This is a genomic window from Neobacillus sp. PS2-9, assembly GCF_030915525.1.
In the GTDB taxonomy this organism is placed as follows: Bacteria; Bacillota; Bacilli; order Bacillales; family Cytobacillaceae; genus Neobacillus.
This window is the reverse complement of the sequence record NZ_CP133269.1, coordinates 3,539,755-3,554,716: the sequence shown is the minus strand read 5'-3', so window position 1 is coordinate 3,554,716 and position 14,962 is coordinate 3,539,755. Positions and strand designations below refer to the sequence as shown.

Annotated in this window: 16 protein-coding genes; all 16 read left to right on the top strand. The window is 38.3% G+C overall.

Going from position 1 to position 14,962, the window contains the following annotated elements; translation table 11 throughout:
* Positions 1 to 118 precede the first annotated feature (118 nt).
* Entirely contained in the window at positions 119 to 589 is a 471-nt protein-coding gene (gene rimP, locus RCG25_RS17865) for a ribosome maturation factor RimP (protein WP_308080171.1), read from the top strand.
* 37 nt (positions 590 to 626) lie between these two features.
* Entirely contained in the window at positions 627 to 1,751 is a 1,125-nt protein-coding gene (nusA, locus tag RCG25_RS17860) for a transcription termination factor NusA (protein WP_308080170.1), read from the top strand.
* Between the two features lie 17 nt (positions 1,752 to 1,768).
* Positions 1,769 to 2,041, top strand: a complete 273-nt coding sequence (gene rnpM / locus RCG25_RS17855; protein WP_308080169.1) for an RNase P modulator RnpM — start codon at positions 1,769 to 1,771, stop codon at positions 2,039 to 2,041.
* An 8-nt stretch (positions 2,042 to 2,049) separates the two neighbouring features.
* A complete protein-coding gene (locus tag RCG25_RS17850) occupies positions 2,050 to 2,352 on the top strand; it encodes a YlxQ family RNA-binding protein (RefSeq protein WP_308080168.1) in 303 nt (100 codons plus the stop codon).
* Positions 2,353 to 2,371: 19 nt separating this feature from the next.
* Positions 2,372 to 4,696 (top strand): translation initiation factor IF-2, encoded by a 2,325-nt coding sequence (gene infB, locus RCG25_RS17845; protein WP_308080167.1) that lies wholly within the window; start codon positions 2,372 to 2,374, stop codon positions 4,694 to 4,696.
* Complete coding sequence (locus RCG25_RS17840) at positions 4,693 to 4,974, top strand: DUF503 domain-containing protein (protein ID WP_308080166.1); 282 nt, start codon at positions 4,693 to 4,695, stop codon at positions 4,972 to 4,974. The genes infB and RCG25_RS17840 overlap by 4 nt, the downstream gene beginning before the upstream one ends.
* Positions 4,975 to 4,991: 17 nt before the next feature.
* The gene (gene rbfA, locus RCG25_RS17835) at positions 4,992 to 5,366 is read left to right on the top strand and encodes a 30S ribosome-binding factor RbfA (protein ID WP_308084217.1); all 375 of its coding nucleotides are present in this window, start codon (positions 4,992 to 4,994) and stop codon (positions 5,364 to 5,366) included.
* A 90-nt stretch (positions 5,367 to 5,456) separates the two neighbouring features.
* On the top strand, positions 5,457 to 6,371 hold the full coding sequence (gene truB, locus RCG25_RS17830; RefSeq protein WP_308084216.1) for a tRNA pseudouridine(55) synthase TruB: 915 nt from the start codon (positions 5,457 to 5,459) through the stop codon (positions 6,369 to 6,371).
* 32 nt (positions 6,372 to 6,403) lie between these two features.
* Positions 6,404 to 7,360, top strand: coding sequence for a bifunctional riboflavin kinase/FAD synthetase (gene ribF, locus RCG25_RS17825; RefSeq protein WP_308080165.1), 957 nt, complete (start codon positions 6,404 to 6,406; stop codon positions 7,358 to 7,360).
* Between the two features lie 168 nt (positions 7,361 to 7,528).
* The gene (gene rpsO / locus RCG25_RS17820) at positions 7,529 to 7,798 is read left to right on the top strand and encodes a 30S ribosomal protein S15 (RefSeq protein ID WP_024026799.1); all 270 of its coding nucleotides are present in this window, start codon (positions 7,529 to 7,531) and stop codon (positions 7,796 to 7,798) included.
* Between the two features lie 245 nt (positions 7,799 to 8,043).
* Positions 8,044 to 10,161: a polyribonucleotide nucleotidyltransferase gene (gene pnp / locus RCG25_RS17815; protein WP_308080164.1), complete on the top strand. Its 2,118-nt coding sequence runs from the start codon at positions 8,044 to 8,046 to the stop codon at positions 10,159 to 10,161.
* A 338-nt stretch (positions 10,162 to 10,499) separates the two neighbouring features.
* On the top strand, positions 10,500 to 11,447 hold the full coding sequence (locus RCG25_RS17810) for a polysaccharide deacetylase family protein (protein ID WP_308080163.1): 948 nt from the start codon (positions 10,500 to 10,502) through the stop codon (positions 11,445 to 11,447).
* A 100-nt stretch (positions 11,448 to 11,547) separates the two neighbouring features.
* Positions 11,548 to 12,783 carry a M16 family metallopeptidase gene (locus RCG25_RS17805; protein ID WP_308080162.1) on the top strand — a complete coding sequence of 412 codons (1,236 nt, stop codon included), beginning with the start codon at positions 11,548 to 11,550 and terminating at the stop codon, positions 12,781 to 12,783.
* 101 nt (positions 12,784 to 12,884) lie between these two features.
* Positions 12,885 to 13,127, top strand: coding sequence for a YlmC/YmxH family sporulation protein (locus tag RCG25_RS17800; protein ID WP_308080161.1), 243 nt, complete (start codon positions 12,885 to 12,887; stop codon positions 13,125 to 13,127).
* A 170-nt stretch (positions 13,128 to 13,297) separates the two neighbouring features.
* Positions 13,298 to 14,200, top strand: a complete 903-nt coding sequence (gene dpaA, locus RCG25_RS17795) for a dipicolinic acid synthetase subunit A (RefSeq protein ID WP_308080160.1) — start codon at positions 13,298 to 13,300, stop codon at positions 14,198 to 14,200.
* Positions 14,197 to 14,796, top strand: a complete 600-nt coding sequence (dpaB, locus tag RCG25_RS17790) for a dipicolinate synthase subunit B (protein ID WP_308080159.1) — start codon at positions 14,197 to 14,199, stop codon at positions 14,794 to 14,796. The genes dpaA and dpaB overlap by 4 nt, the downstream gene beginning before the upstream one ends.
* The last annotated feature ends 166 nt before the right edge of the window (positions 14,797 to 14,962 follow it).

Genomic DNA, 14,962 nt, shown 5'->3' with positions numbered 1-14,962 from the left:
CACTTAACAGTTGTACGCATCTTGGTTTTGTTTACAAATGTTTTTTAGTGTTATTTGATAAAACTTACCGTGAACTACATAGAATATGGGTGATATATTTTAGAAAAGGAGGTAAAGCATGAGCAAAGTAACGGAAGTTGTAGAAGAGCTGGCTGCACCAATTTTTCAAGAACTTAGCTTAGAATTAGTGGATATTGAATATGTGAAGGAAGGCAAAAATTGGTATCTTCGCGTATATATCGATAAGGACACAGGAGTTGATATTGAGGATTGTGGTCTAGTTAGTGAGCGACTAAGTGAAAAACTCGACGAATTGGATCCAATTCCCCATAACTACTTTCTTGAAGTATCCTCTCCGGGTGCAGAGCGTCCATTGAAAAAAGAAAAAGATTTTGAAAAGGCTATTGGTAAAAATGTCTTTATTAAAACTTATGAACCGATTGATGGAGAAAAAGGTTTTGAAGGGAAATTACTTGAGTTTGATGGCCAACACATAAAAATTGAAGTGAAAATCAAAACTCGTAAAAAGTCTATTGACATTCCATATGAAAAAGTAGCAAGTGCAAGACTGGCTGTTGTTTTTTCATAAATGAAAAAATTGAATATGAGTAGGGGGATACAAGCAAATGAGCAGCGAATTATTAGATGCTCTTACAATACTGGAAAGAGAGAAAGGGATTTCCAGAGATATACTAATTGATGCGATTGAGGCGGCATTGGTATCAGCTTACCGTCGTAATTTCAATCAGGCACAAAATGTCCGCATTGATTTGAACTTACAATCTGGTTCTATGCGCGTTTTTGCAAGAAAAGAAGTGGTTGATGAAGTATTCGATCCACGGCTTGAAATTTCTATTGCAGATGCCCAACATATTAATCCTAATTACCAGGTAGAAGATGTTGTCGAAATGGAAGTAACTCCAAAAGACTTCGGAAGAATCGCTGCGCAAACAGCGAAACAAGTGGTAACTCAGCGTGTTAGAGAAGCTGAAAGAGGTATTATTTATTCTGAATTTATTGACCGTGAAGAAGACATCATGACAGGTATCGTTCAAAGACTTGATTCTAAATTTATTTATGTCAGTCTTGGTAAAATAGAAGCACTATTACCTTTAAATGAGCAAATGCCAAATGAACGTTACAAACCGCATGATCGAATCAAAGTTTTTATTACTAAAGTAGAAAAAACTACTAAGGGTCCACAAATTTTTGTTTCTAGAACTCATCCTGGGTTACTGAAACGTCTATTTGAAATTGAAGTTCCTGAAATTTACGACGGTACAGTTGAAATTAAATCTGTTGCCCGTGAAGCAGGAGACCGCTCGAAAATTTCCGTTCATTCTGATAATCCTGAGGTTGATCCTGTTGGTTCTTGTGTTGGACCAAAAGGAACAAGGGTGCAAGCGGTAGTTAATGAGTTAAAAGGTGAAAAAATTGATATCGTTAAATGGTCTGATGATCCAGTTGTTTTTGTCGCTAATTCTTTAAGCCCTTCAAAAGTGCTAGATGTTATGGTGAACGAAAATGAAAAAGCTACCACAGTTGTTGTACCTGATTATCAGCTTTCATTAGCAATCGGTAAACGCGGTCAAAATGCTCGACTAGCAGCAAAATTAACTGGCTGGAAAATTGATATCAAAGCTGAAACTGAAGCACGTGAGCTTGGAATTTACCCACGTGAAGAAACAATTAGACTTTTTGATGATCAAGTGGATACAGATTTTGATTATGAAGATGATGATTTGGACTAATTAGGAGGTGAATGATCGTGAACACAAGAAAAAAAGTTCCTATGCGCAAATGTGTGGCAACCGGTGAAATGAAGCCGAAAAAAGAACTCGTTCGCATCGTTCGCTCAAAAGAAGGGGACGTAACCATTGATTTAACTGGAAAAAAATCCGGTAGAGGTGCATACCTTTCAAGAGACAAAGAAGCTATCCTATTAGCCAAGAAGAAAAATACTTTAGCTAACCATTTAGAGGTTTCTATAAATGATTCGATATACGAAGAACTACTTGAGCTAATTGAGAAGGAGAACTGACAATCCAAATGAAACAAAATCAATGGATGTCATTGGTTGGCTTGGCCAATCGAGCGCGTAAAATCATATCGGGTGAAGAGCTTGCCTTAAAGGAAATTAGAAACGGTAAAGCAAAGCTCGTTTTATTAGCCGCGGATGCATCTGCAAATACGACTAAAAAAATTACAGATAAATGTAATTCCTATCATGTTCCGTTGAAAATGGTGGAAGACCGTCATCTTCTAGGTCAAGCAATTGGCAAGGAAGCACGCGTTGTTGTAGCTGTTTTAGATGTAGGATTTGCAAAAAAACTGGTAACGTTGCTCGATTAAATCTAGCGGGGGTGAAAATATGAGTAAAATCCGTGTTTATGAATACGCAAAAAAACACAATATTTCAAGTAAAGAAATCATTACAAAATTAAAAGAAATGAATATAGAGGTTTCTAACCATATGGCAACAATAGAAGATTCAGACGTAAAAAAACTTGATGCAACATTCAACAAAAAAGAAAGCAATACACAACAGAGTAAACAAATGGGCGGCGGGCAGCAACAACGCTCAAATGGACGTCCTGCTCAGCAGCAACAACAACAACGTCCAAATCAAAGACCGGCACAGTCTGGTCAAAAACCGCAAGTACAGTCTAAAAATGCACCTAAAGCGTTTGAGGAAGCTGCAGATAAATCTCCTACTCCTAAGAAGGTAAAAGTTGTCTCTCCTCCAAAAGCGGCTGAAGGCAAAAAACAGAGCCAAGAAACTCAATCAAAAGAAAATAAAGTCTTCAGTAGTGCAGATAAAGCAAAGGCTAAGCCTTATAATAATAATCAAAATCGTAATAATCGTAATAATAATAATAACAAGAAGAAGACTCATACACCAGTTCAGCAAGCACAGCCTCAGAAGAAAAAAGAAAAAGAGCTTCCTGCTAAAATTACTTTTAGTGAGTCACTCACTGTTGGTGAACTTGCGAAAAAAATCTATCGTGAACCGTCAGAAATCATTAAAAAGCTCTTTTTACTTGGTGTGATGGCTACCATTAACCAAGTGCTTGATAAAGATGCTATTGAATTGATTGCTGGGGAATATGGAGTAGAGGTTGAAGAAGAAATCAAGATTGACACAACTGATCTTGAAGTTTACTTTACCGAAGATGGAACTGAAGACTTAGTAGAAAGACCTTCTGTTGTAACGATTATGGGTCACGTTGACCATGGTAAAACAACCCTTCTTGATTCTATTCGTAATACAAAGGTAACTGAAGGTGAAGCTGGCGGAATTACGCAGCATATTGGTGCCTATCAAGTAGTTGAAAATGGAAAGAAGATTACTTTCCTTGATACACCGGGACACGCTGCATTTACAACCATGCGTGCTCGTGGAGCGAAAATTACTGACATTACTATTCTTGTGGTAGCGGCAGATGATGGTGTAATGCCACAAACAGTTGAAGCGATTAACCATGCAAAGGCTGCTGAAGTTCCAATCATTGTAGCTGTAAACAAAATGGATAAAGAAGCAGCAAATGCAGACCGAGTTATGCAGGAATTAACTGAACATGGATTAGTATCTGAAGCATGGGGTGGGGATACTATCTTTGTACCACTTTCTGCAAAAACCGGAGAAGGAATTGACACTCTTCTTGAAATGATCTTACTTGTAAGTGAAGTAGAAGAATATAAGGCAAATCCTAACCGAAAAGCTGTTGGTACGGTTATCGAGGCACAATTAGATAAAGGCCGTGGATCTGTTGCGACATTATTAGTTCAAAACGGTACTTTAAAAATTGGTGATCCGATTGTTGTTGGAACTACATTCGGACGGGTTCGTGCGATGGTGAATGATAAAGGACGCCGAGTAAAAGAAGCGGGTCCTTCTACTCCAGTAGAAATTACAGGACTAAATGATGTTCCGCAGGCAGGAGATCGTTTTGTTGTATTTGAAGACGAAAAAACAGCCCGCCAGGTTGGGGAAGCACGAGAGCAAACTGCTTTAGTAGCTCAACGTGGTGAAAAATCCGTTGTCAGTCTTGAAACACTATTTGACCAATTGAAGCAAGGTGAAATGAAGGACTTAAACATCATCCTAAAAGCAGATGTTCAAGGTTCTGCTGAAGCCGTTGCTGCATCATTGCAAAAAATAAATGTAGAAGGCGTAAACATTAAAATTATTCATAGTGGTGCCGGTGCTATTAATGAGTCAGATATCACTCTTGCAGCCGCTTCAAATGCAATTGTCATCGGATTTAACGTTCGTCCAGATGTAAATGCTAAGCGTGCTGCGGAAGCTGAAAAGGTTGATGTTCGTCTACACCGCATTATTTATAAAGTAATTGAAGAAATCGAAGCAGCCATGAAGGGAATGCTTGATCCTGAATTCCAAGAAAAGATTATTGGTCAAGCTGAAGTTCGTCAAACTTTCAAGGTTTCAAAGGTTGGTACCATTGCTGGTTCATTTGTTACTGAAGGTAAAATTACCCGTGATAGCGGAATCCGTTTAGTTCGTAACGGAGTTGTTATCTTTGAAGGACAAATTGATGCGCTAAAACGTTTCAAAGATGATGCTAAAGAGGTTGCTAAAGGTTATGAATGTGGTGTCACGATTAAAAACTTTAATGATGTTAAAGAAGGAGACATCATTGAAGCTTATGTAATGGAAGAGATCGAACGTAAATGATCATCGGTGTTGCCGAATGTGAATGTATCATCTATGATGCACATTCATTAAAAGAGAAACGAGCCGTTTTGCAGAGAATTCTATCTCGTCTAAAACAGAAATTTAATGTATCCGTTGCCGAGGTTGACTTTCAAGATGTATGGCAAAGAACGAAAATTGCCATTGCGGTTGTTACCTCTAATCGGGTATCTACAGAGATTGAATTGCAGAACTCACTAAAATTTATTGACTCGTTTCCAGAGATAGAACGAACAATCACCGAGATTGATTGGCTTTAAATTAAGAGGTGAATATGATGAGCCACAGAGCAAATCGTGTTGGAGAGCAAATGAAAAAAGAACTTAGTGACATCATCGGCCGGAAAATAAAAGATCCTCGGATCGGCTTTGTGACAGTTACTGATGTTCAGGTTACAGGAGATTTACAGCAAGCAAAAGTATTTATTTCTGTGTTAGGTGATGACGAGCAAAAGGAGAATACATTAAAAGGCTTAGCGAAAGCAAAAGGCTTTATTAGAACCGAAATTGGCCACCGTATTCGCCTTCGTAAAACACCTGAAATTATTTTTGAGTGGGATGAATCAATCGATTATGGTAATCGAATTAATACCCTTCTACATCAATTGCATACGGATGACGATAAACCGATGGAAAAGAATGACGAAGAATAAGTTCAAAAATAAGCAGAAATTTACAGTGGAAATGGATAGACAATCGTCTATCCATTTTTTTCGAATATTACTGAGATCGGAGTGAATATGGTGGAAGGAATATTACCGTTATTCAAACCAGCAGGGCTAACTTCCCATGATTGTGTATTTAAGCTAAGAAAAATTTTAAAAACTAAAAAAGTCGGACATACAGGAACACTTGATCCGGATGTAACGGGTGTCCTCCCTATTTGTATTGGAAAAGCAACAAAGGTTGCAGAGTATATTACGGACGCAGGAAAAGCATACGAAGGTGAAGTAACCATAGGCTTCTCCACCACGACGGAAGATGCATCTGGTGAAGTGGTTGAAAAGAAAGATGTTGATCGAACCCTTCTACGCGAAGAAATTCAAAAAGTCCTTGATTCGTTGACGGGAGAAATTGAGCAAACCCCACCGATGTTTTCAGCAGTGAAGGTGGGAGGGGTTCGGCTGTACGAGTATGCTCGAAAAGGCATTGAAGTAGAGCGCCCCACTAGGAGGGTAACCATCTATTCAATTGAATTACTGGATGATCGGACAGAATTTTCAGGAGAAACGATTCGATTCCGTTTTAGGGTCAGTTGCAGTAAAGGGACCTATATACGAACATTAGCTGTAATGATTGGGGAGAAACTAGGGTACCCTGCACACATGTCCAAACTAATAAGAATCCAGTCGGCAGCCTTCACATTAGAGGATTGTCTGACCTTTGAGGAAGTAGAAAAACTGATGGAAACTGGTGAAATTTCTACTGTTTTACGACCATTAGAATCAGCACTTTCTTATTTGCCGAAATTACAGATTAATGATAAAGTAGCAGAGAAAGTGAAAAATGGTGCGGTGTTACCAATACCAGAACACTTAAAAACAACTAACGGACCGATTATCGCTGAAACAGCAGAAGGACTGGCTCTCGCCATTTACGCAAAACATCCAAGCAAGCCAGACCTGCTTAAACCAGTAAAAGTATTGCGAAATGAATAATAAGGTTTCGGTATAGAAAAGGTGAGTTTCATTTGGAAGTCAAAAGACTTAATTTTCCACATAAATTAGATAGAAACGATTTTCCGCCTTTAGCAATGGCCTTGGGCTATTTTGATGGCGTTCATATGGGACATCAACAAGTAATCCTAGAGGCAAAAAAACAAGCAGAAGAACAAGATTTCCGAAGTGCAGTAATGACTTTTGATCCGCATCCCTCTGTTGTATTGGGAAAGAGCAAAAAGCACGTACAATATATTACGCCCTTATCAGATAAGATAAAGATAATTGAAGAGTTAGGTATAGATTATTTATTTATTGTTCATTTTACACCTGAGTTTGCTAACTTACTCCCACAGGAGTTCATTGATCAATATGTGATAGGTCTGAATGTGAAGCATGTAGTAGCTGGCTTTGATTATTCTTATGGGCGGATGGGAAAAGGAACGATGGAAACACTGCCTTTCCATTCTAGGGATCAATTTTCTTACTCTGTTGTCCCAAAGTTAGCTCAAGGTGAGGAAAAGGTTAGTTCTACAAGAATTCGTCACTTGCTTAACGAAGCAAAAGTAAATGAACTTCCTGATCTTCTTGGCAGATATTATAGGACATTGGGCACTGTCATTCACGGGGACAAGCGTGGGAGAACGATAGGTTTCCCGACAGCAAATATAGACCTGAATGAAGAGTATATGATCCCTCCGTTGGGGGTATATGCTGTAAAAATGAAGGTAAAGGATCATTGGTATAATGGTGTTTGTAATGTTGGCTATAAACCAACCTTTAATAAAGAAACATTAAAGCTAACTGTAGAAGTTCACATATTTGAATTTGAACAAGAGATTTATGGAGAAGAAGTGGTAGTCGAATGGCATCTGTTCTTGCGCAAAGAACAGAAGTTCTCCGGAATTGAAGAATTGGTTAGTCAGATAGAAAGAGATAAGCAAAAGGCAATAGATTATTTTGAAAAGAATCGACAATCTTCCTGCTAAAGCCGCTTTTATCAAAGTTTTTCTTACATTTAAATAAGGTTTCGACTTGCTTTTTGACGTAAAAAGATGTATTCTTATATACGTATTAAAAACAACCTTTGCTTGGCAAGTCGAGTCACCGACGCTTGCTCGGTAACTGGGGATAGAAAAATTAGGAGGTGAACCTGGATGGCAATCACTCAAGAACGTAAAAATGAACTTATCAATGAGTATAAAACTCATGAGAGCGACACTGGATCTGCAGAAGTTCAAATCGCTGTCCTTACTGAATCAATCAATAACTTGAACGAGCACTTACGTACTCACAAGAAAGATCACCACTCACGTCGCGGTCTTTTGAAAATGGTTGGTAAACGTCGTAATCTTTTAACATTCCTACGTAACAAAGACGTTCAACGTTACCGTGTGTTAATCAATAAGCTTGGTCTACGTCGTTAGTCTACAGAAGCGGGATTTATCCCGCTTTTTTATTAGCCTAAAAAGGCAAAAATTAAAGTAGTAAAGAAATTTTTATACATAATTTTAAGTCAAGACTTTTATGTGCATACTAATACTAATTTGAAATTAATAACATAAGCATTTATGGCTTTTTTTATATTAGGAAGATTTAGAAAGAGGATTTCAGCGAGGAAGTATCCTCGCATTATCCTCCTAAAGTGATTTAGATAGAGAGGGGTACAAATATGGAACAAACGAAACATGTATATTCTATGGATTGGGCAGGACGTAATTTAACCGTGGAAATTGGACAGTTAGCTAAACAGGCTAATGGAGCTGTAATGGTCCGCTATGGAGATACAGCTGTATTAAGTACAGCTACTGCTTCAAAAGAGCCAAAAAATCTCGATTTCTTTCCATTAACAGTAAACTATGAAGAACGTTTATATGCAGTTGGTAAAATTCCAGGTGGATTTATTAAACGTGAAGGTCGTCCAAGTGAAAAAGCAATACTTGCCAGCCGTCTAATTGATAGACCTATCCGTCCACTTTTTGCTGATGGCTTCCGTAACGATGTGCAGGTAATCAGTATTGTCATGAGTGTGGATCAAAACTGTTCTTCCGAAATGGCTGCAATGTTTGGGTCATCACTAGCACTTAGTACTTCTGATATTCCGTTTGAAGGACCAATTGCGGGTGTAATTGTAGGCCGAGTAAATAATGAGTTTGTCATCAATCCAACGGTTGAACAAGCTGAAAAAAGTGATATTCACTTAACGGTTGCTGGTACGAAGGATGCCATTAACATGGTTGAGGCAGGTGCACTTGAAGTGCCTGAAGAAACGATGCTTGAGGCAATTATGTTTGGTCATGACCATATTAAACAATTAATTGAATTCCAAGAAAAAATTGTTGCAGAAATTGGTAAGCCAAAAAGAGAAATCAATCTTTATGAAATTGATAAAGAACTTGAAGCAGAAGTAAGAGAAATTTGTGAAGCTGATATGCTTAAAGCAATTCAAGTTCAAGAAAAGCATGCACGTGAAGATGCGATTAAAGAAATAAAAAATCAAGTGATTGCTAAATATGAGGAACAAGAAGCAACAGCTGAAGATTTAAAACAAGTGAAGCAAATCTTGGACAAGATCGTTAAAGGTGAAGTACGCCGCCTAATTACTGTAGAAAAAGTACGTCCAGACGGTCGCAAAATCGATGAAATCCGCCCATTGTCATCACAGGTAGGTATTTTACCTCGTACTCACGGTTCAGGATTGTTTACACGTGGACAAACTCAAGCTTTAAGTATTTGTACACTAGGAGCAATGGGTGATGTACAGATTCTCGATGGTTTAGGAATTGAGGAAGAAAAACGCTTTATGCACCATTATAACTTCCCATCCTTTAGTGTTGGGGAAACAGGTCCAATTCGTGGACCGGGTCGACGTGAAATTGGACATGGTGCACTTGGTGAACGTGCGCTCGAGCCTATTATACCGTCTGAAAAAGATTTCCCTTATACAATTCGCCTTGTATCTGAAGTGCTTGAATCTAATGGTTCTACTTCCCAGGCTAGTATTTGTGCTTCTACTTTAGCGATGATGGATGCTGGTGTTCCTATTAAAGCGCCTGTAGCAGGAATTGCAATGGGTCTTGTCAAATCAGGAGAGTATTATACAGTTCTATCTGACATTCAAGGGATGGAAGATCACCTTGGAGATATGGATTTTAAAGTTGCAGGTACCTCTAAAGGGGTAACCGCACTTCAAATGGATATTAAGATTGAAGGTCTTTCTCGCGACATTTTAGAGGAAGCATTGCAACAAGCAAAAATAGGAAGAATGCACATCTTGGATTCGATGTTAGCTACCATTACAGAGCCAAGAACAGAGCTTTCCCAATTTGCACCTAAGATTTTAACAATGACTATCAATCCTGATAAGATTCGCGATGTGATTGGGCCTAGTGGTAAACAGATCAATAAGATTATTGAAGAAACTGGCGTTAAGATCGATATCGAGCAGGATGGAACGGTATTTATTGCTTCGACCGATCAAGCAATGAATCAAAAAGCGAAAAAAATCATCGAAGATATCGTTCGAGAAGTTCAAGTTGGTGAATTATACCTCGGTAAGGTTAAGCGAATTGAAAAATTCGGTGCTTTCCTTGAAATTTTTGCAGGAAAAGATGGTCTTGTTCATATTTCCGAACTGGCTGAAGAGCGGGTAGGAAAAGTCGAGGATGTTCTTAAAATCGGAGATGAGCTTTTAGTTAAAGTAACCGAAATCGACAAACAAGGCAGAGTCAACTTGTCTCGAAAAGCCGTGTTAAAAGAGCAGCGGGAAAAGGCTGAGAATAAAGAATAATTAATAAAGAAACTCAGGCTAAATCAAGGCTGTGATTAATTTATAAGAGTCAGGGGCTTCCCTGACTCTTTCTTATGCTTGTGTTAATGAACATTGTTGATTTTTATACCCTGTTGATTGGAGCGGAAGGTGCGAAGACTCCTGTGGGAGTACGGTTCAGGGGAGACCCCGCAGGCGCAAGCGCCGAGGAGGCTCGCCGAAACGCACACGGAAAGCGAAGCACCTGGAGCGGAGATCAACAGACAAGTTTAACAGAGCTTTTCTTTTATAAGCAAGGAGTTTTACATGTTCTACCTTGTCCCCCCTATACATAATCTTTATGGAAGGGGGAAAGGTAAATGAAAAAGGTCAGCATATTTTTAATTATTTGTTTGAGTGCATGGATTTCAGTAAATAATCCAGTTGTGAACAATTATGTATCCTCTTTAAGGGATTCGGCGCTTCCGGCAGCGAAACAGTCAGATCCCCTATATCAGAGTATAATAAAAAACGCTTCTACATATGAAATACCACCTTCTGATGCCAAGGTTGACAGGGTTTGGAAGGCTATTCCAGGATATAATGGCCTTAAGGTAAATATTGGCGCTTCATATAAAAACATGAAAAGTAAAGGCGTCTTTGATGAAAAGAAATTAGAATATACCCAAGTGAAACCAAAAATTCATCTAAAGGATTTACCACCAACCCCAATTTATAAAGGGCATTCAGACAAACCTATGGTATCCTTTATTATTAATGTGGCTTGGGGAAATGAATATTTACCTGAAATGCTAGCAACATTAAAAAGACACAATGTATCCGTTAGCTTTTTCCTTGAAGGAAACTGGGTTAAAAGAAACCCAGATGTTGCAAAAATGATCGTAAGCGCTGGGCATGAAGTAGGTAATCATTCCTATTCTCATCCAGATATGCAAAAGCTTACTGCAGCTCAGACAAGAGAACAAATACTAAAGACGAACAACATTATTGAAGCGGCTACAGGAGAAAAGCCAGTTTGGTTTGCACCTCCAAGTGGCAGCTATCGGGATGAGACGATAAAAATAGCAGATGAACTGAATATGTTAACGGTTATGTGGACGGTTGATACCGTTGATTGGCAAAAACCATCACCTGATGTCTTAATTAATCGAGTGATGTCTAAAATTGATAAGGGTTCCATGGTTCTCATGCATCCAACAGAATCAACCGCAAAATCACTTGACAGGCTCATTACTCTTATCGAGAAAAAGGATTTAGAGATCGGTACGGTCTCAGAATTAATGAGTGAGGAAAGGTTGATAAAATAATTTGTGAGAATCTATCAGAAAATTGGAGAAAATATCTATAAAAACGTATAATAAATAATTGGAGTAGTAGTATCTGCTGTTTAATGACAGGAGGAAGTCGATGATTAATAAGTACACTTGCCAAAATGGAGTAAGAATTGTATTAGAAAATATACCAACTGTAAGGTCTGTCGCAATTGGTGTATGGATTGGAACTGGTTCAAGAAATGAAGATCCACAGACAAATGGAATTTCACATTTCTTAGAGCATATGTTTTTTAAAGGGACAACGACACGTTCAGCAAAGGAAATAGCTGAATCCTTTGACAGCATTGGCGGTCAAGTTAACGCTTTTACCTCTAAGGAGTATACTTGCTATTATGCAAAGGTTTTGGATACACATTCCAAGTATGCGTTAGATGTTTTAGCTGATATGTTCTTTAATTCTACTTTTGTGGAAGAAGAATTGAAAAAGGAAAAGAATGTAGTCCTCGAAGAAATTAAAATGTATGAAGATACACCGGATGATATTGTTCATGATTTACTAAGTAGAGCCGTTTATGAAAACCATCCACTTGGTTATCCAATTTTAGGGACTGAGGAAACACTAAATACATTTACAGGAGATTCCCTGAAGGAGTACATCCATGAACGATATACTCCTGAAAATGTGGTCATCTCAATAGCTGGGAATATATCGGAATCCTTTATTAAAGAGGTTGAAAATTATTTTGGATCTTACCAGGGTGGGTCAAAGGAAACACCTGAAAATCTTCCTACTTTCCATGCTAATCGTTTGTCACGCAAGAAGGAAACGGAACAGGCTCATTTATGTATTGGATTTGAAGGATTGAAGGTTGGTCATGAGGATATCTATAGCTTAATTACCTTAAATAATATTTTGGGCGGTAGTATGAGTTCCAGACTATTTCAAGAAGTTCGTGAGCAAAGAGGCTTGGCGTACTCAGTATTCTCTTATCATTCTGCTTATCAGGATAGTGGGGTGGTTACTGTTTATGGAGGAACAGGCGCGAAGCAGCTTGATGTTTTATTTGAAACCATTCAAGAAACCCTTGATAAATTAAAACAAACGGGCATTACTGAAAAGGAATTGACCAATAGTAAAGAGCAGCTGAAAGGTAGCTTGATGCTTAGTTTGGAAAGTACAAACAGTAGAATGAGCCGGAATGGTAAAAATGAATTACTGTTAAAACGCCACCGTTCACTTGATGAGATTATTGAACAAATTGACCAAGTGACTAAAAATAGTGTGGATGATATGGCAAGAGCTATTTTTACGGATAAATATTCCGTCACATTAATTAGTCCTAATGGGGAATTCCCAACTAAATTATAATCCCAAAACAGTTCGAGTTTTCGAACTGTTTTTTCTTTAGTCTAAATATAATCTTCCTTCTATAAAATAATAGAAAAGGGGAAGAAGGAGGTTTTGGAGGTATGAGGTTAAGTGAATTGAGTGGGAAAGAGATTGTTGATGTAAAAAAGGCAGAACGCCTTGGTGTACTCGGACAAACTGACTTAGAAATTAATGAAAGCACGGGACAAATACAGGCGTTGCTTATTCCTTCATTAAAATGGTTTGGCTTTAGGAAACAAGGTGAAGAAATAAGAGTTCCCTGGAAACATATCCAAAAAATCGGATCGGATATGATTATTATTGATGTTCCCGAAGAAGAATAGATCTACCAATTCGAATGAAAAGCCCAAGCAGAAAAACTTCTGCTTGGGCTTTTTTCTTTTACATGTATGGAAAACTCACCGATTGAAGGGAACTTACATAAGATGGTGAAGTGATAAGAAGAAAAGGAATACCTAGAAGGATTTTTAAAAAAAAGAAGGTGAATGTTTTCATGCTGACAGGGATGCAGATAGCCGTGATTGGCGGTGATGCCAGACAGCTGGAAATCATCCGCAAGTTAACCGAATTGGACGCGAAATTATCGCTTATTGGTTTTGAACAGCTTGACCATGCCTTTACGGGAGCGGTCAAGGAAAAGTTGGATGAGGTCGATTTTTCTAATATGGACGCACTGATTTTACCGGTGCCAGGTACAAATTTGGAGGGACAGGTAGAAACCATCTTTTCCAATGAAAAGGTTGTTATAACTGGAGAATTACTTAGTAAAACACCTGAACATTGTTCCATTTACTCAGGAATAAGTAACTCCTATTTAAATGGAATAACAAAAGAAAACAAAAGAACACTCATCCAATTATTCGAAAGAGATGATGTAGCTATCTATAATTCCATTCCAACGGTAGAAGGAACAATTATGATGGCAATCCAGCATACTGATTTCACGATACACGGATCAAATATTACTGTTTTGGGCCTTGGCCGAGTAGGGATGAGTGTGGCACGTACGTTTGCTGCACTGGGAGCTAAGGTAAAGGTAGGAGCAAGGAAAAGTGAACATTTGGCAAGAATCACAGAGATGGGTTTAACGCCATTCCAATTAAATAATCTTGTGAATGAAGTAAAGGATACTGATATTTTGATAAATACAGCACCACATTTAATTGTTACGGCAATGGTTATCTCTAAATTACCTTCACATACTCTTATCATTGATCTAGCTTCAAAGCCTGGTGGAACAGATTTCCGATATGCAGAAAAAAGAGGGATTAAGGCGTTACTTGCTCCCGGGTTACCAGGCATAGTTGCACCGAAAACAGCAGGTCAAATTTTGGCAAATGTTCTTGCCCAACTGCTTCAAGAAGATTTACGAAAGCGAAAGGGGAAAGTGAAATGAGTTTAATAGGTAAAAGAATAGGCTTTGGACTAACTGGATCCCATTGTACCTATGATGCCGTATTTCCAGAGATAGAAAAGCTTGTTCAAGCAGGAGCGGAGGTTGTTCCAGTAGTAACCGCTACTGTTCAAAATACAGATACACGCTTTGGCAAGGGGATGGATTGGATTCAACGTATTGAGGACTTAACAGGAAACAAGGTAATTGATTCAATTGTAAAAGCAGAACCACTTGGTCCCAAATTCCCACTTGATTGTATGGTCATTGCTCCTTTAACAGGTGTGTCCATGAGTAAATTTGCCAATGCCATGAATGATAGCCCTGTGTTAATGGCAGCCAAAGCAACTCTTAGAAACTTAAAGCCGGTTGTTCTTGGTATTTCAACAAATGATGCGCTCGGTTTAAATGGAGTAAACTTAATGCGTCTGATGGCTACTAAACATATATACTTTATACCTTATGGTCAGGATGATCCAATAAAAAAACCAAACTCGATGGTTGCTAGAATGACGATGCTTTCAGAAACAGTAGAAGCAGCGATTGATGGAAAACAGATTCAACCCGTTTTAATTGAAAGATATAAAGATACTGAATAACTCTCTCTCTCTTTCATCATCAAAAAAGGTTATTTCTTCTGAGGAATATGTTAAAATAAATTAATCTTTTAACAGTGGAGCTTTTCATTAATTGCTCCACTGTTAGGGTTATAAACTATACATGACATGCTGGCAATAAGAGTGCCATTTCCTTTAAGACCTTCAA

Bases quoted from the DNA above. Each gene is read 5' to 3' on its own strand.
- nusA (WP_308080170.1), top strand. From the start codon at position 627: ATGAGCAGCGAATTATTAGATGCTCTTACAATACTGGAAAGAGAGAAA.
- RCG25_RS17840 (WP_308080166.1), top strand. From the start codon at position 4,693: ATGATCATCGGTGTTGCCGAATGTGAATGTATCATCTATGATGCACAT.
- RCG25_RS17850 (WP_308080168.1), top strand. From the start codon at position 2,050: ATGAAACAAAATCAATGGATGTCATTGGTTGGCTTGGCCAATCGAGCG.
- dpaB (WP_308080159.1), top strand. From the start codon at position 14,197: ATGAGTTTAATAGGTAAAAGAATAGGCTTTGGACTAACTGGATCCCAT.
- dpaA (WP_308080160.1), top strand. From the start codon at position 13,298: ATGCTGACAGGGATGCAGATAGCCGTGATTGGCGGTGATGCCAGACAG.
- rbfA (WP_308084217.1), top strand. From the start codon at position 4,992: ATGAGCCACAGAGCAAATCGTGTTGGAGAGCAAATGAAAAAAGAACTT.
- rimP (WP_308080171.1), top strand. From the start codon at position 119: ATGAGCAAAGTAACGGAAGTTGTAGAAGAGCTGGCTGCACCAATTTTT.
- RCG25_RS17810 (WP_308080163.1), top strand. From the start codon at position 10,500: ATGAAAAAGGTCAGCATATTTTTAATTATTTGTTTGAGTGCATGGATT.
- RCG25_RS17805 (WP_308080162.1), top strand. From the start codon at position 11,548: ATGATTAATAAGTACACTTGCCAAAATGGAGTAAGAATTGTATTAGAA.
- pnp (WP_308080164.1), top strand. From the start codon at position 8,044: ATGGAACAAACGAAACATGTATATTCTATGGATTGGGCAGGACGTAAT.
- RCG25_RS17800 (WP_308080161.1), top strand. From the start codon at position 12,885: ATGAGGTTAAGTGAATTGAGTGGGAAAGAGATTGTTGATGTAAAAAAG.
- infB (WP_308080167.1), top strand. From the start codon at position 2,372: ATGAGTAAAATCCGTGTTTATGAATACGCAAAAAAACACAATATTTCA.
- rpsO (WP_024026799.1), top strand. From the start codon at position 7,529: ATGGCAATCACTCAAGAACGTAAAAATGAACTTATCAATGAGTATAAA.